The 23,535-nt window shown below is 62.1% G+C and carries 24 protein-coding genes; 22 read left to right on the top strand and 2 right to left on the bottom strand.

The features are described from left to right. The first annotated feature begins 166 nt into the window (after positions 1-166). Both ACIQUS_RS19830 and ACIQUS_RS19825 read left to right on the top strand, forming a co-directional pair. Positions 167-718, top strand: coding sequence for an exonuclease domain-containing protein (locus ACIQUS_RS19830; protein WP_403050167.1), 552 nt, complete (start codon positions 167-169; stop codon positions 716-718). A 70-nt stretch (positions 719-788) separates the two neighbouring features. Beyond that, positions 789-1,073, top strand: coding sequence for a pyrimidine/purine nucleoside phosphorylase (locus ACIQUS_RS19825; RefSeq protein WP_010225980.1), 285 nt, complete (start codon positions 789-791; stop codon positions 1,071-1,073). A 76-nt stretch (positions 1,074-1,149) separates the two neighbouring features. On the opposite strand, the gene ACIQUS_RS19820 is transcribed toward ACIQUS_RS19825, so the two are convergent. Then, positions 1,150-1,836 carry an alpha/beta family hydrolase gene (locus ACIQUS_RS19820; protein ID WP_403050163.1) on the bottom strand — a complete coding sequence of 229 codons (687 nt, stop codon included), beginning with the start codon at positions 1,834-1,836 and terminating at the stop codon, positions 1,150-1,152. A gap of 49 nt (positions 1,837-1,885) precedes the next feature. Here ACIQUS_RS19820 and ccoN (ACIQUS_RS19815) point away from each other — a divergent pair, with 49 nt between their 5' ends. The 16 genes from ccoN (ACIQUS_RS19815) (at position 1,886) to ACIQUS_RS19740 (ending at position 17,427) form a co-directional block, all read left to right on the top strand. Then, entirely contained in the window at positions 1,886-3,310 is a 1,425-nt protein-coding gene (gene ccoN / locus ACIQUS_RS19815) for a cytochrome-c oxidase, cbb3-type subunit I (protein ID WP_403050160.1), read from the top strand. Positions 3,311-3,320: 10 nt separating this feature from the next. After that, the gene (ccoO, locus tag ACIQUS_RS19810) at positions 3,321-3,929 is read left to right on the top strand and encodes a cytochrome-c oxidase, cbb3-type subunit II (RefSeq protein WP_285862359.1); all 609 of its coding nucleotides are present in this window, start codon (positions 3,321-3,323) and stop codon (positions 3,927-3,929) included. Positions 3,930-3,934: 5 nt separating this feature from the next. Next, positions 3,935-4,132 (top strand): cbb3-type cytochrome oxidase subunit 3, encoded by a 198-nt coding sequence (locus ACIQUS_RS19805; protein WP_403050156.1) that lies wholly within the window; start codon positions 3,935-3,937, stop codon positions 4,130-4,132. Then, entirely contained in the window at positions 4,129-5,076 is a 948-nt protein-coding gene (gene ccoP, locus ACIQUS_RS19800) for a cytochrome-c oxidase, cbb3-type subunit III (RefSeq protein ID WP_403050153.1), read from the top strand. Before ACIQUS_RS19805 ends, ccoP (ACIQUS_RS19800) begins: the two co-directional genes overlap by 4 nt. 487 nt (positions 5,077-5,563) lie before the next feature. Further along, complete coding sequence (ccoN, locus tag ACIQUS_RS19795) at positions 5,564-7,006, top strand: cytochrome-c oxidase, cbb3-type subunit I (protein WP_403050150.1); 1,443 nt, start codon at positions 5,564-5,566, stop codon at positions 7,004-7,006. Beyond that, positions 7,006-7,614, top strand: a complete 609-nt coding sequence (gene ccoO, locus ACIQUS_RS19790) for a cytochrome-c oxidase, cbb3-type subunit II (protein WP_403050147.1) — start codon at positions 7,006-7,008, stop codon at positions 7,612-7,614. Before ccoN (ACIQUS_RS19795) ends, ccoO (ACIQUS_RS19790) begins: the two co-directional genes overlap by 1 nt. A gap of 5 nt (positions 7,615-7,619) precedes the next feature. Then, positions 7,620-7,817, top strand: coding sequence for a CcoQ/FixQ family Cbb3-type cytochrome c oxidase assembly chaperone (locus ACIQUS_RS19785; RefSeq protein WP_028945389.1), 198 nt, complete (start codon positions 7,620-7,622; stop codon positions 7,815-7,817). Beyond that, positions 7,814-8,794, top strand: coding sequence for a cytochrome-c oxidase, cbb3-type subunit III (gene ccoP, locus ACIQUS_RS19780; protein WP_403050143.1), 981 nt, complete (start codon positions 7,814-7,816; stop codon positions 8,792-8,794). The genes ACIQUS_RS19785 and ccoP (ACIQUS_RS19780) overlap by 4 nt, the downstream gene beginning before the upstream one ends. A 262-nt stretch (positions 8,795-9,056) precedes the next feature. Next, complete coding sequence (gene ccoG, locus ACIQUS_RS19775; protein WP_403050140.1) at positions 9,057-10,472, top strand: cytochrome c oxidase accessory protein CcoG; 1,416 nt, start codon at positions 9,057-9,059, stop codon at positions 10,470-10,472. A gap of 12 nt (positions 10,473-10,484) precedes the next feature. Next, positions 10,485-11,021 (top strand): FixH family protein, encoded by a 537-nt coding sequence (locus tag ACIQUS_RS19770; protein WP_403050137.1) that lies wholly within the window; start codon positions 10,485-10,487, stop codon positions 11,019-11,021. 90 nt (positions 11,022-11,111) lie between these two features. Further along, entirely contained in the window at positions 11,112-13,565 is a 2,454-nt protein-coding gene (locus tag ACIQUS_RS19765) for a heavy metal translocating P-type ATPase (protein ID WP_403050134.1), read from the top strand. Positions 13,566-13,577: 12 nt separating this feature from the next. After that, positions 13,578-13,790 carry a cbb3-type cytochrome oxidase assembly protein CcoS gene (ccoS, locus tag ACIQUS_RS19760; protein WP_285862367.1) on the top strand — a complete coding sequence of 71 codons (213 nt, stop codon included), beginning with the start codon at positions 13,578-13,580 and terminating at the stop codon, positions 13,788-13,790. After that, a complete protein-coding gene (locus ACIQUS_RS19755) occupies positions 13,783-14,466 on the top strand; it encodes a sulfite exporter TauE/SafE family protein (RefSeq protein WP_403050130.1) in 684 nt (227 codons plus the stop codon). Before ccoS ends, ACIQUS_RS19755 begins: the two co-directional genes overlap by 8 nt. 84 nt (positions 14,467-14,550) lie before the next feature. Then, a complete protein-coding gene (gene hemN, locus ACIQUS_RS19750) occupies positions 14,551-15,933 on the top strand; it encodes an oxygen-independent coproporphyrinogen III oxidase (protein WP_403050127.1) in 1,383 nt (460 codons plus the stop codon). Between the two features lie 155 nt (positions 15,934-16,088). Next, complete coding sequence (gene fnrA, locus ACIQUS_RS19745) at positions 16,089-16,823, top strand: Crp/Fnr family transcriptional regulator FnrA (protein ID WP_403050124.1); 735 nt, start codon at positions 16,089-16,091, stop codon at positions 16,821-16,823. Positions 16,824-16,878: 55 nt separating this feature from the next. Then, on the top strand, positions 16,879-17,427 hold the full coding sequence (locus ACIQUS_RS19740; RefSeq protein WP_403050121.1) for an adenine phosphoribosyltransferase: 549 nt from the start codon (positions 16,879-16,881) through the stop codon (positions 17,425-17,427). A 50-nt stretch (positions 17,428-17,477) separates the two neighbouring features. Here the strand turns inward: ACIQUS_RS19740 and recR are convergent, their stop codons facing one another. Continuing rightward, positions 17,478-18,080, bottom strand: coding sequence for a recombination mediator RecR (gene recR / locus ACIQUS_RS19735; protein ID WP_403050118.1), 603 nt, complete (start codon positions 18,078-18,080; stop codon positions 17,478-17,480). A 360-nt stretch (positions 18,081-18,440) separates the two neighbouring features. Here recR and ACIQUS_RS19730 point away from each other — a divergent pair, with 360 nt between their 5' ends. The 4 genes from ACIQUS_RS19730 (at position 18,441) to ACIQUS_RS19715 (ending at position 23,525) form a co-directional block, all read left to right on the top strand. Beyond that, complete coding sequence (locus tag ACIQUS_RS19730) at positions 18,441-18,980, top strand: fimbrial protein (protein ID WP_403050115.1); 540 nt, start codon at positions 18,441-18,443, stop codon at positions 18,978-18,980. A gap of 89 nt (positions 18,981-19,069) precedes the next feature. Beyond that, entirely contained in the window at positions 19,070-19,804 is a 735-nt protein-coding gene (locus ACIQUS_RS19725) for a molecular chaperone (RefSeq protein ID WP_403050112.1), read from the top strand. A gap of 163 nt (positions 19,805-19,967) precedes the next feature. Continuing rightward, positions 19,968-22,475, top strand: a complete 2,508-nt coding sequence (locus ACIQUS_RS19720) for a fimbria/pilus outer membrane usher protein (protein WP_403050109.1) — start codon at positions 19,968-19,970, stop codon at positions 22,473-22,475. Between the two features lie 84 nt (positions 22,476-22,559). Beyond that, complete coding sequence (locus ACIQUS_RS19715; RefSeq protein WP_403050106.1) at positions 22,560-23,525, top strand: fimbrial protein; 966 nt, start codon at positions 22,560-22,562, stop codon at positions 23,523-23,525. The last annotated feature ends 10 nt before the right edge of the window (positions 23,526-23,535 follow it).

The raw sequence follows: 23,535 nt of genomic DNA, 5'->3' as shown, positions 1-23,535 counted from the left end.
AACACACTCTTTGTGGGTTTGAGTCGGAATCCCCTTAAGCTAGGCGTTTTCCGGACACCGCACAACTGGCAGATGTGCCAGTTGACGCATACAGGCAAAATGCCAGGGTGTATCGTGAGCGCCCGAGTTTGGCTACGCTCTAGCGAGTCTTGGAGGGGAGCCTACTATGGGCCATTGGCTGGTGATCGACCTGGAAGCAACCACCGACGATGGGGGTTGGCCGGTCACGGATATGGAAGTCATCGAAATCGGTGCGACACTGGTCAATCGCCAGGGGCGTGAGATCGACCATTTCCAGCGTTTCATCAAACCGCGGCGACGCCCGCAACTGACCCCCTTTTGCCGTGAATTGACCCATATCAGCCAGGCCAGTGTCGACTCGGCTGCCGCCTTCAGTGACGTCTGGAGTCAGTTCGAACGCTGGATCGGTCACCATAAGGCACACCTGCAAGCCTGGGTCAGCTGGGGCGACTACGATCGCCAGCAATTGCTCCAGGAATGGCAGCAACACCAGATCCACAGCCTGCTGGAGGCGGTACCGCACATCAACCTCAAGCAGCGCTTCGCCAAGGCTCGCCAGCTCCAGCGCCCACTGGGCCTGAACGGCGCCCTGCAACTGGCCGGGCTGCAGTTCAGCGGCCAGCAGCACCGGGCCCTGGAAGATGCCCGCAACACCGCACGCTTGCTGCCCCTGAGCCTGCCGGCGGTTGGCACCTGAAAGCGGATGACGGCGCCGGGAGCCTTGGGCATACTGGCCAGCCTTTTCAGCCCCTTTTCAGGAGTCGCCCATGTTTAAGGTCAACGAGTACTTTGATGGCACCGTCAAGTCGATCGCGTTCGGCACCGCCGAAGGCCCGGCCACCGTCGGCGTAATGGCCCCCGGCGAGTACGAATTCGGCACTGCCCAGCGTGAAATCATGCACGTTGTTTCCGGCGCCCTGACCGTCAAGCTGCCAGACAGCGACAACTGGGAAACCTTCAGCGCCGGCAGCCAGTTCAATGTACCGGCCAACAGCAAGTTCCAGCTGAAGGTGGCCGTGGATACCGCCTACCTCTGCGAATACCGCGGCTGATACAACAACTGTAGGAGCGGGCTTGCCCCGCGATGCGATGCGCCTGACAAAACGCAATCGCGGGGCAAGCCCGCTCCTACAGGAATGCTGCAATCCTCTGCGCAGCCGTCTGCAGATGATCCCCATGGCTGAACCCCGACGCCTTCAAGGGCTTGAGGTCATGGTCCCCCGCCTCCAGCCAGCACAGCTCGATCGCCGGCGATAGTTCATACCCCTCCACCGCCTGGCGGTTACCCAGCGCATCCCGCTCACCCTGGATGATCAAGGTGCGCGTCTTCAATCCGGCCAAATGCGCGACCCGGGGCTTTTCCGGCTTGCCCGCGGCATAGAAGGGATAGCCCAGGCACACCAGCGCATCGGCCCCCAGTTCATCGGCCACAAGGCTCGCCATGCGCCCGCCCATGGACTTGCCACCAATGGCCAGCGGCCCCGTGACCCAAGGTCGCACCTGGGCATAGACCTCACGCCAGCACTCCAGCAATTTGGCCTGGGGATTCGGAGGCCTTTTGCCACCATCGACGCGCCGCTGAGCCATGTAGGGAAACTCGAAGCGCAGCACCCCCAGCCCTTGTGCGGCCAGCCTTTGCGCCATCTCGTCCATGAATCCGCTGTCCATCGGCGCACCCGCGCCATGGGCCAGGATCAAGCATCCAACCCGTGCGCCATCCCCCTGATTTTGCGGGGTATTCCAACGCCAGCCGCGACTTTCGACCAGCCGTGCCCATTGATCCCCGTCAATACCGGCCAGTTGCCCATTACTCATGCTTGCCTCGCTAATTAGTCTGCCTATAACCGTGGATGGGAACCCATACATGAACACAACCAGCAGTACCGCCTACAACTACAAGGTGGTCCGCCAATTCGCCATTATGACGGTGGTGTGGGGAATAGTCGGGATGGGGCTCGGCGTTTTTCTCGCCGCGCAACTTGTCTGGCCTGCGCTCAACTTCGACCTCCCCTGGACCAGCTTCGGCCGTCTGCGACCGTTGCACACCAACGCGGTGATTTTCGCCTTCGGTGGTTGCGCGCTGTTCGCGGCGTCGTACTATTCGGTGCAGCGCACCTGCCAGACCACCCTGTTCTCGCCGCGCCTTGCCGCCTTCACCTTCTGGGCCTGGCAGCTGGTGATCGTGCTGGCCGCCGTCAGCCTGCCGCTGGGGTACACCAGCTCCAAGGAATACGCCGAACTGGAATGGCCGATCGATATCCTGATCACCATCGTCTGGGTCGCCTATGCCGTGGTGTTCTTCGGCACCCTGATGAAGCGCACCACCAAGCACATCTATGTGGGCAACTGGTTCTTCGGTGCGTTCATCATCACCGTGGCGATCCTGCACATTGTCAACAACCTGGAACTGCCGGTCAGCCTGACAAAGTCGTACTCGCTGTACAGCGGCGCCACCGACGCCATGGTCCAGTGGTGGTACGGCCACAACGCCGTAGGCTTTTTCCTCACCGCAGGCTTTCTCGGCATGATGTACTACTTCGTGCCCAAGCAGGCCGAGCGGCCGGTGTATTCCTATCGCCTGTCGATCGTGCACTTCTGGGCGCTGATCACCCTGTACATCTGGGCCGGTCCCCACCACCTGCACTACACCGCCCTGCCCGACTGGGCGCAATCGCTGGGCATGATCATGTCGTTGATCCTCCTGGCGCCAAGCTGGGGCGGCATGATCAACGGCATGATGACCCTCTCGGGCGCCTGGCATAAGCTGCGCAGCGACCCGATCCTGCGCTTTCTGGTGGTCTCCCTGGCGTTCTACGGCATGTCGACCTTCGAAGGTCCGATGATGGCGATCAAGACCGTCAACGCGCTGTCCCACTACACCGACTGGACCGTCGGCCACGTACACGCCGGCGCCCTGGGCTGGGTGGCGATGATCTCCATCGGCGCGCTGTACCACATGATCCCGAAAGTCTTCGGTCGCGAGCAGATGCACAGCATCGGCCTGATCAACGCGCACTTCTGGCTGGCCACCATCGGCACCGTGCTGTACATCGCCTCGATGTGGGTCAACGGCATCGCCCAGGGCCTGATGTGGCGCGCGGTCAACGCCGACGGCACCCTGACCTACTCCTTCGTCGAAACCCTGGTAGCCAGCCACCCTGGCTTCATCGTGCGCTTCGTCGGCGGGGCGATCTTCCTGTCCGGCATGTTGCTGATGGCCTGGAACACCTGGCGCACCGTGCGTGCCCCGGTGACCGCGACTGCCCCTGCCGCCGCGCAGCTGGCCTGAGGAGACCCAGATGAAACACGAAGTAATCGAGAAGAACGTCTTCCTGCTGGTGCTGTTGATGGTATTTGCCGTCAGCATCGGCGGCCTGACCCAGATCGTCCCGCTGTTCTTCCAGGACGTCACCAACAAGCCGGTCGAAGGCATGAAGCCCTACACCGCGCTGCAACTGGAAGGCCGTGACATCTATATCCGCGAAGGCTGTGTGCAGTGCCACTCGCAGATGATCCGTCCGTTCCGTGCCGAAACCGAACGTTACGGCCACTACTCGGTCGCCGGTGAAAGCGTCTGGGACCACCCGTTCCTGTGGGGTTCCAAGCGTACCGGCCCGGACCTGGCCCGTGTCGGCGGCCGCTACTCCGATGACTGGCACCGCGCCCACCTGTACAACCCGCGCAACGTCGTGCCCGAGTCGAAGATGCCGGCCTACCCCTGGCTGGTCGCGAGCCAGGTCGACAGCAGCCACACCGAAACCAAGCTGCGCACTATGCGCACCCTGGGCGTGCCCTACACCGATGAGGACATCAGCGGTGCGGTGGCCTCGCTCAAGGGCAAGTCGGAAATGGATGCGCTGGTCGCCTACCTGCAGGTGCTGGGCACCGCGATCAAGAACAAGAGGTAAGGGCCATGGAACTGACATTGGATATCGGCCAGCTGCGCGGCCTGGGCACCCTGCTGGTGGCCATCGCGTTCATCGGCCTGTCGTTGTGGGTGTTCAACGGTCGGCGTGACCGCGAGTTCGCCGAGGCCAGCCTGCTGCCCTTCGCCGATGACCGCCTGACACCTGCCGCCAACGAACCCGAATCGAGGAGTAACGGGCAATGACCACCTTCTGGAGTACGTACATCTGCGTACTGACCATCGGTAGCCTGATCGGCCTGACCTGGCTGCTGCTGGCCACGCGCAAGGGTGAAAAGCCCGGAACCAGCGACCAGACCATGGGCCACAGCTTCGACGGCATCGAGGAGTACGACAACCCGCTGCCCAAATGGTGGTTCTGGTTGTTCGTCGGCACCCTGGTGTTCTCGGTGGGCTACCTGATCCTCTACCCTGGGCTGGGCAACTGGAAAGGCATCCTGCCAGGCTACGAGAATGGCTGGACCGGGGCCAACGAATGGCAGAAGGAAATGGACAAGGCCGACGCCAAATTCGGACCGATCTTCGCCAAGTTCGCCGCCATGCCGGTGGAAGAAGTGGCCAAGGATCCCCAGGCACTGAAAATGGGCGGTCGCCTGTTCGCCTCCAACTGCTCGGTCTGCCACGGCTCGGACGCCAAGGGTGCCTACGGCTTCCCCAACCTGACCGACAAGGACTGGCGCTGGGGCGGTGACCCGGACACCATCAAGCAGTCGATCATGGCGGGTCGTCACGGGGTGATGCCAGCCTGGGCCGAGGTGATCGGCGAGCAAGGCGTGGCCGATGTGGCCGCCTTTGTCCTGACCAACCTCGATGACCGCACCCTGCCGGAAGGCGCGAAAGCCGACCCGGCCAACGGCCAGAAGCTGTTCGCTGCCAACTGCGTGGCCTGCCACGGCCCCGAAGGCAAAGGCACGCCGGCCATGGGCGCACCGGACCTGACCCATCCGCAGGCATTCATCTACGGTTCGAGCTTCGCCCAACTGCAACAGACCATCCGCCATGGCCGCCAGGGCCAGATGCCGGCGCAGCAGGACCTCCAGGGCAACGACAAGGTCCACTTGCTGGCCGCCTATGTCTACAGCCTGTCCCAGGAGGAAGAAGTCGTAGGCGAAAGCCTTTCTGCCAAGTAAAAAGTTCGACTGACTGAACCTTGACGCAAACCGCCGCACCTGCCCGGGTGCGGCGGCCTTTCTCGCCCCTTGCGACCAAGTGTCGCACCTCCCCCGCCCCCCTGCTTGCACCCCTCCTGATCGCAACTAAGCTTGTTGCCACAGTGGCTCCAGTAAAGGCTGTGGCCTTTCCTTGCTGACAAAGTGCTCATTGAAGAATGAGTGCAAAGGCAGAGGGGACCGGCACGACCTCCTTTGCGGACGCCGGCGGGCGAAACAACCTGTCCACAACAAGCCTGACCGATTGGACAAGAAAATATGAATTACGGTACACATATCAATAAGATAATTGTGTACACTTCCGCCACCAAGAGCGTCCGAAACAGCGGTAGATCGGGCTTTGGCAAGGGTCGGCGCGAGTGCCATCGCGTTGCAATAACCACACGGTTTATACATACTTGCGCCGATTTTTTAACCTACAAAAACACCCAAACCGTGGAACCTTAGAATGAGCACAGCAATCAGTCCGACTGCTTATAACTATAAGGTCGTCCGCCAGTTCGCCATCATGACGGTGGTCTGGGGGATCCTTGGCATGGGGCTTGGCGTCTTCATCGCCTCGCAACTGGTATGGCCCCAGCTGAACCTGGACCTGCCATGGACGAGTTTTGGACGACTTCGCCCATTGCACACCAACCTGGTGATCTTCGCCTTCGGTGGCTGTGCGCTGTTTGCCACTTCCTACTACGTCGTGCAGCGAACCTGCCAGACGCGACTGATCTCCGACAGCCTCGCGGCCTTCACCTTCTGGGGTTGGCAAGCGGTGATCGTCGGTGCGCTCATCACCCTGCCACTGGGTTACACCACGACCAAGGAATACGCCGAGCTGGAATGGCCGATCGCCATTTTGCTGGCCATTGTCTGGGTCACCTACGGTGTGGTGTTCTTCGGTACCATCGTCAAGCGCAAGACCAAGCACATCTATGTCGGTAACTGGTTCTACGGTGCCTTCATCGTGGTCACCGCGATGCTGCACATCGTCAACCACATGTCGCTGCCGGTGAGCCTGTTCAAGTCCTACTCGGCCTACTCGGGCGCCACCGACGCGATGATCCAGTGGTGGTATGGCCACAACGCCGTGGGCTTCTTCCTGACCACCGGCTTCCTGGGCATGATGTACTACTTCGTGCCGAAACAGGCCGAGCGTCCGATCTACTCCTATCGCCTGTCGATCGTGCACTTCTGGGCACTGATCACCCTGTACATCTGGGCCGGTCCTCACCACCTGCACTACACCGCCCTGCCGGACTGGGCGCAGTCGCTGGGCATGGCCATGTCGATCATCCTGCTGGCACCGAGCTGGGGCGGCATGATCAACGGCATGATGACCCTGTCGGGCGCCTGGCATAAGCTGCGCACCGACCCGATCCTGCGCTTCCTGGTGGTCTCCCTGGCGTTCTACGGCATGTCGACCTTCGAAGGTCCGATGATGGCGATCAAGACCGTCAACTCGCTGTCGCACTACACCGACTGGACCGTCGGCCATGTGCACGCCGGTGCCCTGGGCTGGGTCGCAATGATTTCCATCGGCGCCCTGTACCACCTGATTCCGAAAGTCTACGGCCGCGAGCAGATGCACAGCGTCGGCCTGATCAACGCGCACTTCTGGCTGGCTACCATCGGTACCGTGCTGTACATCGCCTCGATGTGGGTCAACGGCATTACCCAGGGCCTGATGTGGCGTGCGATCAACGACGACGGCACCCTGACCTACTCCTTCGTCGAAGCCCTGCAAGCCAGCCATCCAGGCTTCATGGTGCGCGCCCTGGGCGGTGCGTTCTTCGCCTCCGGCATGCTGCTGATGGCCTACAACGTCTACCGTACCGTACGCGCTTCGAAACCGGCCGAAGCTGAAGCCGCCGCTCAGATCGCTGTAGTTGGAGCCCACTGATGAAGCATGAAGCAGTCGAGAAGAATATTGGCCTGCTGGCCTTCTTCATGGTCATCGCCGTGAGTATCGGCGGCCTGACCCAGATCGTCCCGCTGTTTTTCCAGGACGTCACCAACAAGCCGGTCGAGGGCATGAAGCCGCGCACCGCGCTGGAGCTCGAAGGCCGGGACATCTACATCCGCGAAGGCTGCGTGCAGTGCCACTCGCAGATGATCCGTCCGTTCCGTGCCGAAACCGAGCGCTACGGCCACTACTCGGTCGCCGGTGAAAGCGTCTGGGACCACCCGTTCCTGTGGGGCTCCAAGCGTACCGGCCCGGACCTGGCCCGTGTCGGCGGTCGTTACTCCGACGACTGGCACCGCGCCCACCTGTACAACCCGCGCAACGTCGTGCCCGAGTCGAAAATGCCGGCCTACCCATGGCTGGTCGAGAACAAGCTCGACGGCAAGGACACGGTCAAGAAGATGGAAGTCCTGCGTACCCTCGGCACGCCGTACACCGATGCCGACATCGCCGGTGCCCGCGACGCGGTCAAGGGCAAGACTGAAATGGACGCCCTGGTTGCCTACCTGCAAGGCCTTGGCACCATCATCAAAAGCAAACGGTGACATTGATGGATATCGGGATGATTCGAGGCCTGGGCACCGTCGTCGTGATGGTGGCGTTTGTCGGCCTGGCGTTGTGGGTGTTCAGTTCTCGGCGCAAGTCCGAGTTCGACGAAGCGACCATGCTGCCCTTCGCGGATGATCCCGAAGCCAGCAAGCACGTCGAGCAAGCGCAAGCGAAAGCGTCTAGGAGTAACAACGAATGACTACCTTCTGGAGTCTGTACGTCACCGTTTTGAGTCTGGGCACCATCTTCGCCCTGACCTGGCTGCTGCTGTCCACCCGCAAGGGCCAGCGCAGCGAACCCACGGATGAAATCGTGGGCCACTCGTTCGATGGTATCGAGGAGTACGACAACCCGTTGCCCAAATGGTGGTTCTGGCTGTTCGTCGGCACCATCGTCTTCGCCCTGGGTTACCTGGTGCTGTACCCGGGCCTGGGTAACTGGAAAGGCGTGCTGCCGGGCTACCAGTACCTGGACAACGAGAAGAAAACCGAGTTCGCCAACGGCCAGGCCGGCTGGACCGGCGTGCACGAGTGGGAAAAGGAAATGGCCCGTTCGGATGCCAAGTTCGGACCGATCTTCGCCAAGTTTGCCGCCATGCCCATTGAAGAAGTGGCCAAGGATCCGCAAGCCCTGAAGATGGGTGGCCGCCTGTTCGCCTCCAACTGCGCGGTCTGCCACGGTTCCGACGCCAAGGGTTCCTACGGTTTCCCCAACCTCACCGACAACGACTGGCGCTGGGGCGGCGAGCCGGCAACCATCAAGGCCACCATCATGGGCGGTCGTCACGGGGTGATGCCGGCCTGGGCCGAAGTCATCGGCGAGCAAGGCGTTGCCGATGTGGCCGCCTATGTCCTGACCAACCTCGATGGCCGCACCCTGCCTGAAGGCGCGAAAGCCGACCCGGCCAACGGCCAGAAGCTGTTCGCTGCCAACTGCGTGGCCTGCCACGGTCCGGAAGGCAAAGGCACCCCGGCCATGGGCGCGCCGAACCTGACCCACCCGCAGGCGTTCATCTACGGTTCGAGCTTCGCTCAACTGCAGCAGACCATCCGTTACGGCCGTCAGGGCCAGATGCCTGCCCAGGAAGCGATCCAGGGCAACGACAAGGTCCACCTGTTGGCCGCCTACGTCTACAGCCTGTCGCACCCCGCTGAAAAGACTGCCGACGCGAAGTAACTTGTGCGGCAATAAAGGGCCCCGTCAGCGAAGGCTGGCGGGGCTTTTTTGTGGGAGCGGCGGTGCGACGACGCCCACCATGACCTGCGTCAATTGACAGGGGCCAATACACTAATACCCGCAATTCCCCAACGCGGCCAAAGGTCGCACCCCTCCCCCTGACCGGCGGGACAGGCGTATCATGCGCCCTAGAGCATCAAGCTTCCGACTGCGGCCGGCATGTACTGGCCGCGGCACCCCTCCACTGCCGTGGGACTCAATGATGAGCAAGCAGATTCCGGTACATGATGTCACCCCGCCTGCCAGCAAGGACAAAGACAGCGTCGATCTCTACGCCTCCCGGGAGAAAATCTACACCCGGGCCTTCACCGGCGTGTTCCGCAACTTGCGCATGGTCGGCGGCGCCGTCCTGTTCCTGTTGTACTTCGGGACGGTCTGGCTGAACTGGAGTGGCCACCAGGCCGTCTGGTGGAACCTTCCGGAGCGCAAGTTCTACATCTTCGGCGCCACCATCTGGCCCCAGGACTTCATCCTGCTCTCGGGCCTGCTGATCGTTGCGGCCTTCGGCCTGTTCTTCATCACTGTGTTCGCCGGGCGCGTCTGGTGCGGCTACACCTGCCCGCAGAGCGTCTGGACCTGGATCTTCATGTGGTGCGAAAAGGTCACCGAGGGTGATCGCAACCAGCGCATGAAGCTGGACAAGGCGCCCATGAGCGCCAACAAGTTCCTGCGCAAGGCCACCAAGCACAGCCTGTGGCTGCTGATCGGCTTCGTTACCGGCATGACCTTCGTCGGCTATTTCTCGCCGATTCGCGAGCTGGCGGTGGAGTTCTTCACCGGCCAGGCCGACGGTTGGGCCTACTTCTGGGTCGGTTTCTTCACCCTGGCCACCTATGGCAACGCCGGCTGGCTGCGCGAGCAGGTCTGCGTGTACATGTGCCCCTACGCCCGCTTCCAGAGCGTGATGTTCGACAAGGACACCCTGATCGTTTCCTACGACCCGCGCCGCGGCGAAACCCGCGGCCCGCGCAAGAAAGACCTCGACTACAAGGCCAAGGGCCTGGGTGACTGCATCGACTGCACCATGTGCGTCCAGGTCTGCCCGACCGGCATCGACATCCGTGACGGCCTGCAGATCGAATGCATCGGCTGCGCCGCCTGCATCGATGCCTGCGACACCATCATGGACAAGATGAACTACCCCAAAGGCCTGATCAGCTATACCACCGAACACAATCTCTCGGGCCAGAAGACCCACATGCTGCGCCCGCGCCTGATCGGCTACGCCCTTGTCCTGCTGGCCATGATTGCTCTGCTCGCCACGGCCTTCGTGACCCGCTCGCTGGTGGGCTTCGATGTCAGCAAGGACCGCGTCCTGTATCGCGAGAACGCCCAGGGCCGGATCGAGAACGTCTACAGCCTGAAGGTGATGAACAAGGACCAGCGCGACCACGTCTACGTGCTCGAAGCCACTGGCCTGCCAGGCCTGAAGCTCGAAGGCGCGGGAGAAATCCGCGTGGAGGCCGGCGACATCGTCAGCCTGCCGGTGCAACTGTCGATGGCCCCGGAAAAACTGCCGTCGTCCACCAACGAAGTCACCTTCATCCTCAAGAACGCCGACGACAGCGGCGACCAGGTTGAAGCCAAGAGCCGGTTCATCGGCCCACAAATTCGATAAGAGAGCCACTACATGCCTGCAACTGCCGCCAGCCCCTGGTACAAACATCTCTGGCCCTGGATCATCATCGGGGTGCTGGCCACCTCGGTGACCCTGAGCCTGACCATGGTCACCATTGCCGTGAACAACCCGGACAACCTGGTCAATGACAACTACTACGAGGCTGGCAAAGGCATCAACCGCTCACTGGACCGCGAACTGCTGGCCCAGACCCTGAACCTCAAGGCCAGTGTGCACCTGGACGAGCTGACCGGCGAAGTCGACCTGCGCCTGACCGGCAACAGCCAGCCGCAGACCCTGGAGCTGAACCTGATCTCCCCAACCCAGCCAGAGAAGGACCGCAAGATCGTCCTGACCCGCAGCGACAGCGAAGCCGGGCGCTACCTGGGCCAGCTTGGCGACAAGGTCGAAGGCCGGCGTTTCGTCGAGCTGCTGGGCAGCCAGGATGAGCACGTATGGCGGTTGTTCGAGGAGGAGAAGGTCGAACATGGCGTGACCCTGCAGCTCGGTGACGAAGCCTTGCAAGGGGCCGAACACCTGGAGAAATGATTCGCACCTGATCACCGGCTATGCCGGCTCCCACACATGTGGGAGCCGGCGTAGCCGGTGATGGCGTCCTGAATTACAGCGAAGAGTGCCATGACCAGCCCCACGCCCTGCTACCACTGCGCCCTGCCCGTGCCTGCCGGCAGCCACTTCACCGCCGTGGTACTCGGCCAGCCCCGGCTGTTCTGCTGCCCCGGTTGCCAGGCCGTGGCCGAGGCCATTGTCGCCGGCAACCTGGAAAGTTATTACCAGCACCGCAGCGAGGCCAGTGCCAATCCCGAGGCGCTGCCCCAGCAACTGGTCGACGAGTTGGCCCTGTACGACCGCGCCGATGTGCAGAAGCCCTTCGTGCACCACACCGGGGAGCTGGCGCACACCACCTTGCTGATCGAAGGCATCAGCTGCGCCGCCTGCGGCTGGCTGATCGAAAAGCACCTGCGCAACCTGCCGGGCGTCGCCGAGGCGCGACTGAACCTGTCCAACCACCGCCTGCAGGTCAACTGGGCCGACAGCCAACTACCGCTGTCGAAACTGCTCGCCGAGCTGCGCCACATCGGCTACGCCGCCCACCCCTACCAGGCCGACCGCGCCGCCGAACAACTGGCCAGTGAAAACCGCACCGCCCTGCGCCAGCTGGGGGTCGCCGGCCTGCTGTGGTTCCAGGCGATGATGGCGACCATGGCCACCTGGCCGGAATTCAATATCGACCTGAGCCCGGAACTGCACACCATCCTGCGCTGGGTCGCGCTGTTCCTGACCACCCCCATCGTGTTCTACAGTTGCGCGCCGTTCTTTCGCGGCGCCGCCCGCGACCTGCGCACCCGCCACCTGACCATGGATGTCTCGGTGTCCCTGGCCATCGGCCTGGCTTATGGCGCCGGCATCTGGACCGCGATCACCGGCAGTGGCGAGTTGTACTTCGATGCCGTGGGCATGTTCGCCCTGTTCCTGCTGGCCGGCCGTTACCTGGAGCGCCGCGCCCGGGAACGCACGGCGGCGGCCACGGCGCAACTGGTCAACCTGCTGCCAGCCTCCTGCCTGCGCCTGGGCGCGGCGGGCCAGAGCGAGCGGATCCTGCTCAGCGAACTGCAACTGGGCGATTGCGTGCTGATTCAGCCCGGTCACGTGGTCCCCGCCGACGGGCGCATCGTCAACGGCCAGTCGAGTGTCGATGAGTCGCTGCTGACGGGCGAATACCTGCCCCAACCCCGCCGCTCGGGCGATGCGGTCACCGCCGGCACACTGAACGTGGAAAGCGCGCTGACCGTCGAGGTCCAGGCCCTGGGACAGGACACCCGCTTGTCGGCCATCGTCCGCCTGCTGGAACGGGCGCAGTCGGAAAAGCCGCGCCTGGCCGAGATCGCCGACCGCGCTTCGCAGTGGTTCCTGCTGTTCTCGCTGGTCGCTGCGGCGGCCATTGGCCTGCTCTGGTGGCAACTGGACCCATCGCGCGCCTTCTGGATCGTGCTGGCCATGCTGGTCGCCACCTGCCCGTGCGCCCTGTCCCTGGCCACCCCGACCGCCCTGACCGCCGCCACCGGCACCCTGCACAAGCTCGGCCTGCTGCTGACCCGCGGCCACGTGCTGGAAGGCCTGAACCAGATCGACACGGTGATTTTCGACAAGACCGGCACCCTCACCGAAGGCCGCCTGACCTTGCGCGCCATCCGCCCGCTCGGAGCCGTCGATGCCGACCAGTGCCTGATGCTCGCCGCCGCCCTGGAAAACCGCTCCGAACACCCGATTGCCCGCGCCTTCGGTCGTGCCAGCGTGCCTGCCGACGAGGTCCGCGCCGAGCCCGGGCTGGGGCTTGAAGGCGTCGTCCAGGGTCAGCGCCTGCGCATCGGCGCTGCGGATTTTGTCTGCGCCCTCAGCGGCATTGCCGTGCCATCGATGCCCAGCGAACCCGGCCAGTGGCTGTTGTTAGGTGACAGCCAGGGCGCCCTGGCCTGGCTGGTGCTCGACGACCGTCTGCGCAGCGACGCCGCCGACCTGCTGGCCGCCTGCCGCGCACGGGGCTGGCAAACCCTGCTGTTGTCGGGCGATAGCTCGCCAATGGTGCAGAGCGTTGCCGCCGAACTACAGATTGACCAGGCCATCGGCGGCCTGCGCCCGGACGACAAACTGGACAAGCTCAAGACCTTGCAACAGCAGGGCCGCAAGGTGTTGATGATCGGCGACGGCGTCAACGACGTGCCGGTGCTGGCGGCTGCCGACATCAGCATCGCCATGGGCTCGGCCACCGACCTTGCCAAGACCAGCGCCGATGCGGTGCTGCTGTCCAATCGCCTGGACGCACTGATCCAGGCCTTCAGCCTGGCACGCCGCACCCGGCGGATCATTATCGAGAACCTGTTGTGGGCGGCGCTGTATAATGGCCTGATGTTGCCCTTCGCCGCCCTGGGCTGGATTACCCCGGTATGGGCGGCGGTCGGCATGTCGGTCAGTTCGCTGATCGTGGTGCTCAACGCCCTGCGTTTGACCCGCATCAAAGGCCTGCCGGCCAACGGCGCACCAGCCAGCGCTTCACACCCTGCCACGGCCTGACCAGGAGCCACCATGCCTGCGCTATACGTCATGATCCCGGCCGCGCTGCTGATCGTCGCCATCGCCGTGTACATCTTCTTCTGGGCGGTGGACAGCGGCCAGTACGACGACCTCGACAGTCCGGCCCACAGCATCCTGTTCGACGACCAGGACCCGCAGCACACTGCCGCCATGGACGAAGCCGACGGCAAGAAACCCGACGACGGTGCGCCACCCCGTGCTTGAGTTGTTACCCCTGCTCAGCTCGGCGCTGATTCTTGGCCTGCTCGGTGGCGGCCACTGCCTGGGGATGTGTGGAGGCCTGATGGGCGCGCTGACCCTGGCCATCCCCAAGGAGCAACGCAGTCGCCGTTTTCGCTTGCTGCTGGCCTACAACCTGGGCCGCATCCTCAGCTATGCCCTGGCCGGCCTGGTGCTGGGCCTGGCCGGCTGGGCCGTGGCCAACAGTCCGGTGGCCCTGGGTCTGCGCGTGGTGGCGGCCTTGCTGCTGATCAGCATGGGTCTGTACCTGGCGGGCTGGTGGAGCGGCCTGAACCGTATCGAAGGCCTGGGGCGTGGGTTGTGGCGACATATCCAGCCCGTGGCCAACCGCCTGCTGCCGGTGTCCAGCCTGCCCCGCGCCCTGCTGCTCGGCGCCTTGTGGGGCTGGCTACCCTGCGGCCTGGTCTACAGCACCTTGCTCTGGGCCGCGAGCCAGGGCAACGCCGTCGACAGTGCCTTGCTGATGCTGGCGTTCGGCCTGGGCACCTGGCCGGTGCTGCTGGCCACCGGACTTGCCGCCGAGCAAACCCAAGCCCTGCTGCGCCAACGGGGCGTGCGCATCGCCGGCGGCCTGCTGGTGATCCTCTTTGGCCTCTGGACCCTGCCGGGGCCGCACCAGCACTGGTTGATGGGCCACTGAAGCGCCTTTGATACAAATCAAAACAGATTTTCTCGCCACTCCCTAGACTCCGGACACTAGCTGTTACATCCGGGGACTGCCCACATGATCGACGCACTTCGCTGGGACACCGGCCTGATCCGCCGCTACGACCTGGCCGGCCCACGCTACACCTCCTACCCGACCGCTGTGCAACTGCACAGCGAAGTCGGCTCCTTCGACCTGCTGCATGCCCTGCGTGACAGCCGGCGCGCCGTGCGTCCCTTGTCGATCTACGTGCATGTGCCGTTCTGCGCCAACATCTGCTACTACTGCGCCTGCAACAAAGTCATCACCAAGGACCGCGGCCGTGCCGCGCCCTACCTGCAGCGCCTGGAACAGGAAATCCAGCTGATCGCCTGCCACCTGGACCCCAGGCAGACCGTCGAGCAACTGCATTTCGGTGGCGGCACCCCGACTTTTCTCAGCCATGTCGAACTGCGCCAGCTGATGGCGCATCTGCGCAAGCATTTCAACCTGCTCGATGATGACTCCGGCGACTACGGCATCGAGATCGACCCCCGCGAAGCCGACTGGTCGACCATGGGCCTGCTGCGCGAGCTGGGCTTCAACCGCGTCAGCCTCGGCGTCCAGGACCTCGACCCGGTGGTGCAGCGGGCAATCAACCGCCTGCAAAGCCTGGAGCAGACCCGGGCGATCATCGACGCAGCCCGCACCCTGCAATTTCGCTCGATCAACCTGGACCTGATCTACGGCCTGCCCAAGCAGACCCCGGAAGGCTTTGCCCGCACCGTGGACGAAGTCATCAAACTGCAACCGGATCGCTTGTCGGTGTTCAACTATGCGCACCTGCCGGAGCGCTTCATGCCCCAGCGACGCATCGACAGCAATGACCTGCCGGCCCCTGCCGCCAAGCTGGAAATGCTGCAACGGACCATCGAGCAACTGACTGCAGCCGGCTACCGCTACATCGGCATGGACCATTTCGCCCTGCCCGACGACGAGCTGGCCATCGCCCAGGAAGAATCGACCCTGCAGCGCAATTTCCAGGGCTACACCACCCATGGCCATTGCGACCTGATCGGCCTGGGGGTCTCGGCCATCAGCCAGATCGGCGACCTGTATTGCCAGAACAGCAGCGACCTGAACACCTACCAGGACACCCTCTCCACGTCGCAGCTGGCCACCAGCCGCGGCCTGGTGTGCAACGCCGACGACCGCCTGCGCCGGGCGGTGATCCAGCAACTGATCTGCCATTTCGAACTGGACTTCGAGACCATCGAGCAGGCGTTCACCATCGACTTTCGCGGTTATTTCAAGGAGGAATGGCCCGCCCTGCAGGCCATGCACAAGGACGGCCTGATCAGCCTCAGCGACCAGGGCATCGAGGTACGACCCGCCGGCCGCTTGCTGGTGCGTTCGGTGTGCATGGTGTTTGACGCCTACCTTGGCATGCACAGCCAGCAGCGCTTCTCCCGGGTCATCTGATTTACAGATTTCCTTGTAAAGCACACTATGTTCGGCGAGGTCGGACGATAGGCCGCACCTCAGCCAGCATGCCTTACCCGGCATGGACTGGCCGAAACCCCATGCCCTGAGTTACCCTTACGGCTTATGTGTGCTTTCCCACAAGGAATGAAGAAATGTCTGAGCCAGTCAAACTGCGCGCCCACAACCAGGCTCACTGCAAGGATTGCAGCCTGGCGCCTCTGTGTCTGCCCTTGTCGTTGAACCTGGAAGACATGGATGCACTGGATGAAATCGTCAAGCGCGGGCGACCGCTGAAAAAAGGCGAGTTCCTGTTCCGCCAGGGCGACAATTTCGATTCGGTCTACGCCGTGCGCTCTGGCGCCCTGAAAACCTTCAGCTTGAGCGACGGTGGTGAAGAACAGATCACCGGCTTCCACTTGCCCAGCGAGCTGGTCGGCCTCTCCGGCATGGACACCGAGACCTATCCGGTGTCGGCCCAGGCCCAGGAAACCACCTCGGTATGCGAAATCCCGTTCGAACGCCTGGACGAGCTGTCGGTGCAACTACCCCAGCTGCGCCGGCAACTGATGCGGGTGATGAGCCGCGAGATCCGTGACGACCAACAGATGATGCTGCTGTTGTCGAAGAAAACCGCCGACGAGCGCATCGCCACCTTCCTGGTCAACCTCTCGGCGCGCTTCCGTGCCCGCGGCTACTCGGCGAACCAGTTCCGCCTGAGCATGTCGCGCAACGAGATCGGCAACTACCTGGGCTTGGCAGTGGAAACTGTTTCACGGGTTTTCACCCGCTTCCAGCAAAATGGCCTGATCGCCGCTGAAGGCAAGGAAATCCACATCCTCGACCCGATCCAGCTGTGCGCGCTGGCCGGTGGTTCGCTGGAGAGCTGAGCCCGCAGGATAAAGGGTATACTGGCGGGCATTCGTTTTTCAGGATACCCGCCCCATGCACAGCGATACCTTCGACCTCAAAGCCCTGATCCGCCCGGTGGTAGACTTCCCGAAGCCCGGCGTGATCTTTCGCGACATCACCCCGCTGTTCCAGTCGCCACGGGGGCTACGCCACGTGGCCGATGCGTTCATCGAGCGTTATGTCGAGGCCGAATTCAGCCACATCGGTGCCATGGACGCCCGGGGCTTCCTGATCGGCTCGATCATCGCCCACCAGTTGAACAAGCCACTGATCCTGTTCCGCAAGCAGGGCAAGCTGCCAGCCGACGTGCTTGCCGAGGGCTACCAGACCGAGTACGGCGAAGCCTTCCTCGAAGTGCATGCCGACAGCCTGTGCGAAGGCGACTCGGTGCTGATTTTCGATGACCTGATCGCCACCGGCGGCACCCTGCTGGCGGCCACCAAGCTGGTGCGGCGCACGGGCGCCGAGGTGTTCGAAGCGGCAGCGATCATCGACCTGCCGGAGCTCGAAGGCTCCAAGCGTCTGAATGATGCAGGTGTCCCTACTTTCTGCCTGACCGCGTTCTCGCTGAGCGAGTACTGAAAGCATCGCGGGGCGACGACTCGACTTACCCCGCGATTGAAGGTCGATGGTTACAGCGAGATGGGTTTGCGCCCGGCGAACGAATGCGCCAGGGTGCCGCCATCGACCAGTTCCAGCTCACCGCCCAAAGGTACGCCATGGGCGATGCGCGAGGCGACCAACCCCTTGTCGGCCAGCAACTGGGCGATGTAATGGGCCGTCGCCTCACCCTCCACTGTCGGGTTGGTGGCCAGGATCACCTCGGTGAAGGTGCCCTGCTCTTCGATACGCGCCATCAACTGCGGAATGCCGATGGCCTCGGGGCCCAGACCATCGAGCGGCGACAGGTGCCCCTTGAGCACGAAGTAACGGCCGCGATAGCCGGTCTGCTCAACGGCATAGACGTCCATCGGCCCTTCCACCACGCACAACAATGTGTCGTCACGCCGTGGATCGGAACACTGCGGGCAGAGTTCCTGCTCAGTCAGGGTCCGGCACTGGCGGCAATGCCCCACCCCTTCCATGGCCTGGCTCAGGGCCTGGGCCAGACGGGTTCCGCCGCTGCGATCACGCTCCAACAGTTGCAACGCCATGCGTTGGGCGGTTTTCTGGCCAACGCCAGGCAAGATACGCAACGCGTCGATCAGCTGTCGGATAAGTGGACTAAAGCTCATGGGAAAAAACCTTGGTGCAAGTGAAGGCGGTTTATACCCGGCTGTTAAGCCTGCGTCAAACCGGGCAGTGACCGCACTCAGTAGCGTAGGAAAATCGCAAGATTATCCACCAAACAAGAATATTACCTACACACACGGACACTATCAAAGTACCAGCTTCCAACACAGACAACTTCCTACATCACTGGGTAGATAGCTCCACACAACCAAAGACCTCTAACCTACATCCCCACCCTACAAGAAAATCCATAATTACGCCGCCCAACAACATTGCTGCTCAAAACTTCAGAACCCCAGTTATTGAAGTTCGCATCAATGAAGTTAACGGCACAACAACTTACTACCAATTATGGACGCAACATGAAAAAAAGTATCATTGGTTTCGCCCTCTCCCTGCCACTCCTGGCCGGCATGAGCCTCACTGCTCAAGCCAACGATGGACAGATTGATTTCACTGGTAGCATCGGCAGCTCTACCTGCATCATCAACGGTGGCGCCGGTGGTCAGAACTTCACCGTTGCCCTTAAGCCGGCACAACGAAGCGAGCTGGCAGCCACTGGGCAAACCGCACAACCGGAACCCTTTCAAATCCGGCTGAGCGAATGCACGCCTGCTGCCGGGAGGGTAGATATCTCCTTTCCCCCTGGCCCTCAGGTGGATCCTACCACTGGTCGCCTGAACCTGCTCTCGGGTGGTGCGCAAAACGTCCAGTTGCAGCTGCTCAACTCCGCTAGTCAACCTATTCGCATCGGTGCGGCCCCTGGTTCGCAGGACACCATTCCGGTGGATCTGAGCGCGGGCGCCGCCACCCTTGATTACACCATCCGATACTTCGCGACCGGAGCCGCCACTGCCGGTGCCGCGAACAGCAATGTGCAGTACCTGATTCGCTTCCCGTAAGTCTCGCCACTGGCAGTTGTCCGAGACCGGGCAGCTGCCATTGCGGCGGGCGCCCATCCGTCCCTACCCCTCAGGATAGATGAACTCCAATGATTCACTCGCTTCCCAAGCTACTCATATCCCTGACATTGCTGGCGATTTTCACTCAGGCACATGCCAGTGTAGTGATTTCCGGCACCCGGGTGATCTTTCCTGCCCAAGAGCGTGAAGTCACCGTTAACCTCACAAATACTGCCAAAACCCCTTCTCTGGTTCAGGTCTGGCTCGATGATGGCGATGCCGAAGCGCCACCCGAAACCCTGCAGGTCCCCTTCACGATTACCCCGGTGCTGACGCGCATCGAGCCCGAACAAGGGCAGGCTATTCGCCTGATTCACAACGGCGCGCCCATGAGCAAGGACCGCGAGACCCTGTACTGGTTGAACATGCTTGAAGTGCCACCCAAAGCCCAGCAAGCAAACCACTTGCAGATGGCCTTCAGGACCCGCATCAAATTGATGTATCGGCCACAAGGGCTACCAGGCAAGGCCGCTGAAGCCCCCGCCCAGGTCACCTGGAGCACGATGGACGGTGAAAACGGCAAGGGCCTGGTGCTCATCGGACGTAACCCAACCGCCTATTACATCAACATGGGCGAGATCATCTATGAACAAAATGGCAAAGCAGAATTACTGGGCACCGGCTATATCGCGCCATTCAGTAGCGAACGCTTTGTAATAAAAGAGCATTCAACTCCCCACGCCGATGCCCGAGTAAAAATCATCAGTATCAATGACTATGGCGCGGGCACACCTAATACGTTCAGCCTCGACAAACTGCGTTAAAACAGCCGACGCACTTAGCCCACCTTACATACCCATTAATGCCTCTCAGTGCCCGCACTGCGATTGTCCGTGGCCGCCAACTATTACTACAGACGCCCCCAACATGACTTCAATCAAACTTTGTGTGCCTGTACCGGACAAAGTTATCAGTCTAGTGGCCTTGATGCTACTTCACGCCAGCGCCCAGGCCGAAACGACGTCCGCATCCGCAACTCAATTTGAACCGGCCTTCCTGATCAACGGCAGCGGCCAGGCGATTGACCTGTCACGGTTCGAGCACCGCAACATTGTTGCCGCCGGCACTTACAACGTCGATGTGTTTGTTAATCAGGCCTGGCAGGGACGTTTCGACCTGCCCTTCAAGGCTGACGATCAACATAACGACGCCCAAGCCTGCTTTGATCTGGCGCTTATGGAACACCTGGCCATCAACCCGCAAGGCCTGAGCCTTGAAGTCCAGGAGCGCTTGGCGCCTCAGGGGGCGTGCCTGCCACTGGCACAAGCGATCAGCGATGCCAACAGCCGCTTCGAGTTCGCCAGCCAACGCCTGTATGTGTCCATCCCTCAGGCTTCGCTCAAACGCACTGCCCGCGAAACGGTCGATCCCGAACAGTGGGACAGTGGAGTGACTGCGGGCTTTATCGGCTACAACCTCAACCTTTACGGCAGCCGTCAGCGACAACAGGCACAGAACAGCCTGACCCAGGGTTACCTGGGGCTCAACACCGGCCTCAATCTCGGTCAGTGGCGCTTGCGCCACGATGGCACCCTGAACTGGAACAACCAGGGTCAACAGCACTACCAGAGCATCGCCAGCTACGCCCAACGGGATATCACGCCGTGGACTTCGCAACTGACCTTGGGCGAGGCCTACACCTCTGGGGAACTGTTCGATTCGGTCAGCTTTACCGGTTTGCGCCTGGCCAGCGATGACCGCATGCTACCCAACTCCTTGCGCGGCTTTGCCCCTGTGGTTCGCGGTGTGGCCAGCAGCAACGCACGGGTGGTGATCCGCCAGCGCGGCACCCTCCTGCATGAAACCACCGTCGCACCGGGCGCGTTCGTTATCGACGACCTGTATGCCACCGGCTACGGCGGCGACCTGGAAGTAACGGTGATTGAAGCCGATGGCCGCGAACACGGGTTCTCGGTGCCCTACGCAGCGGTACCGCTATCCCTGCGCCCAGGCATCAGCCGCTACAGCGCCACGCTGGGTACGTTGCGTAACCCGCAGCTGGACAGCGACCCGGTGTTTGTCGAAGGCACCTGGCAGTATGGCCTGAACAACCTGGTCAGCGCCTACAGCGGCATGAACCTGGCTTCCGGCTATGGCTCGGCGCTGCTCGGTGCGGCCCTGAATACCGAACTGGGTGCGTTCGGCGCCGACATCACCCAGGCACGCACCCACCTGCAGGGCCAGGGCAGCGTCCAGGGTCAGAGCCTGCGCCTGAGTTATGCCAAGACACTCGCCGACACCGACACCCAGATTGCCCTGGCCACCTACCGTTATTCAACCAGTGGCTTTTTCGGCCTGGAAGACGCACACCTGCAGCGCCAATACCAACGCGACCATGTCGACAGCGACGGTTTCTGGCGCCAGCGCAACCGAACCACGCTTGCCCTGGGGCAACCGCTTGCCGACACCTATGGCCAATTGCACTTCAGCGCATCGGCAGCCAGCTACTGGAATCGCTCAGGCAGCGACCTGAGCTACACCTTCGGTTATAGCAATCGCTACAAAGCCCTGGGCTACAGCCTCAATGCCAGCCGTGAACGCAGCCCATCCGGGCGCAGTGACAATAGCCTGCACCTGGGCCTGTCCTTGCCACTGGGCGGCGAACACTCACGCAGCCTGAGCGCCAGTGCTTCGCGAGACAACCATGGCCGTACCAGCGGCCAGACCACGCTGACCGGCACCGCCGGCGATGACCGCAACCTCACCTATGGCGTGACCGCCAGCCACGACCGCGCCGAAAGCCAGCAAACCAGCACCATCAGCACCCACACCCTGTATCGCAGTTCGGCGGCAGAACTCAGTGCCTCCCTCAGCCGCGGCAGTAATACCTCACAGGCCTCGGTCGGTGTGCGCGGCGCCGTGGTCGCTCACCCTGGCGGTATAACGTTGTCCCAGCCGCTGTCGGACACCTTCGCCGTGGTCAAGGCCGAGCATGCCCAGGGCGCACGGGTGTCCGGTGGCACAGCGCTCAAGCTCGATAGCCGTGGTTACGCCGTAGTGCCGAGCCTTACCCCCTACCGCCGCAACACGGTCAGCCTGGACCCCAAGGGGATCTCGACCGACGTTGAACTGCAGATCAACAGCCAGCATGCCATTCCAAGGGCCGGCGCCATCCCGTTACTGGCGTTCAAAACCACCTCTGGGCGCTCAGCGATCATTCACGCCACACGTCCCGACGGAACCGCCCTGCCCTTTGGTGCAAGCGTATTGGACGAGACCGACGCAGAAATAGGCGTCGTCGGCCAGGGCAGCCAGATCTTTGCTCGCGGCCTGCAGGAACGCGGCATCTTGCACGTGAGTTGGGGGGACAGTTCCACCACCGGCTGCGCAATTGCCTACACGTTCCCGGCAAAGCCACCAGCCGATGCCCGAACCCCACAGCTGCATGGCACCTGCAGCCCCCTCACGCCCGACCAGCCTTCGCCGGAAGCATGACCCATGATATTACCCACTGCTTTGCAAGCCTTTGCCATGAGATTCGCTGCGAGCAAGTCAGTGCCCCACCTGACGGTAGGGGCAATGATTCTGGGCGCCTGCCTCAACCAGGCGGCGGCGGACACCCTCAACAGCTGTAGCTACGCCGATGGCGCAGGCCCGCAAACCTACAACTTCAACCTACCGCCGCGCCTGGTTATCAACAGTGCCGATCCGGTTGGCCATGAGCTCTATAGAGAGCGAGTGAGTGGCAATCCAAGCAACGTAACCTGTACACCCGGATCGCAGTTCACCCACGGTTTCAGTAATGCACTATCCGTGGCCACTGGCGATGTCTATCAAACCAACATCCCTGGCGTGGGTGTTCGTATCCTGGTTGATGAGGGACAGCAGCTCTCTATGCAATGGCCTCGTCGCTCCACCCATCAGCCGACAGTCGGCGCCGCGCCGAGCCAATCTGAATTTACCTTGAGCCTGATCAAAACCGGGACCATCACGCCGGGCACACTCAGGCTACCAGTAGAGTTGGCACACCTGACAGCCGCCGCACTGACCCCTGCAACATTGCGGATGAGCAATCCGCAAACCGAGATCGTGGAGGCCAACCCGACTTGCTCGGTCGATGCGGGCTCAAAGCTGATTCCGGTGTTTCTAGGCGATTATCCGCGCAGCTACTTTATCGGCGTCAACCATACCACCCCTCCAGTAGAGTTCACTATTCTCCTCAACTGCTCTGGTGGAGCATCAGGTGGAAGCAAGGGTATTCGCTTCATGATTACCGATACCCACGACCCAGCAAACAGCACCAGCGCATTGAAGCTGGCGCCTGGCGCAGGTGCCAGTGGCGTTGGAATACGTATTCGACGCCTTTTGAGTGGAGACAATCCGCTGATCCAATTGCGTACCATGCAAAATGCCGGAACTGTATTTCCCGGAGAACCTCGCTTTGAAATCCGCCTGAGTGCCCAGTACGTTCAACAAGTACTTCAGCCACAGATACTCGAAGGCCCGGCGCCAGGTCGAGCGTCGTTCAACATTTTCTACAACTAATCAAGAAAGA

The organism is Pseudomonas sp. NPDC090755, assembly GCF_044769005.1.
Taxonomy (GTDB): Bacteria; Pseudomonadota; Gammaproteobacteria; order Pseudomonadales; family Pseudomonadaceae; genus Aquipseudomonas.
This window is presented reverse-complemented; position numbering and strand designations above follow the sequence as displayed.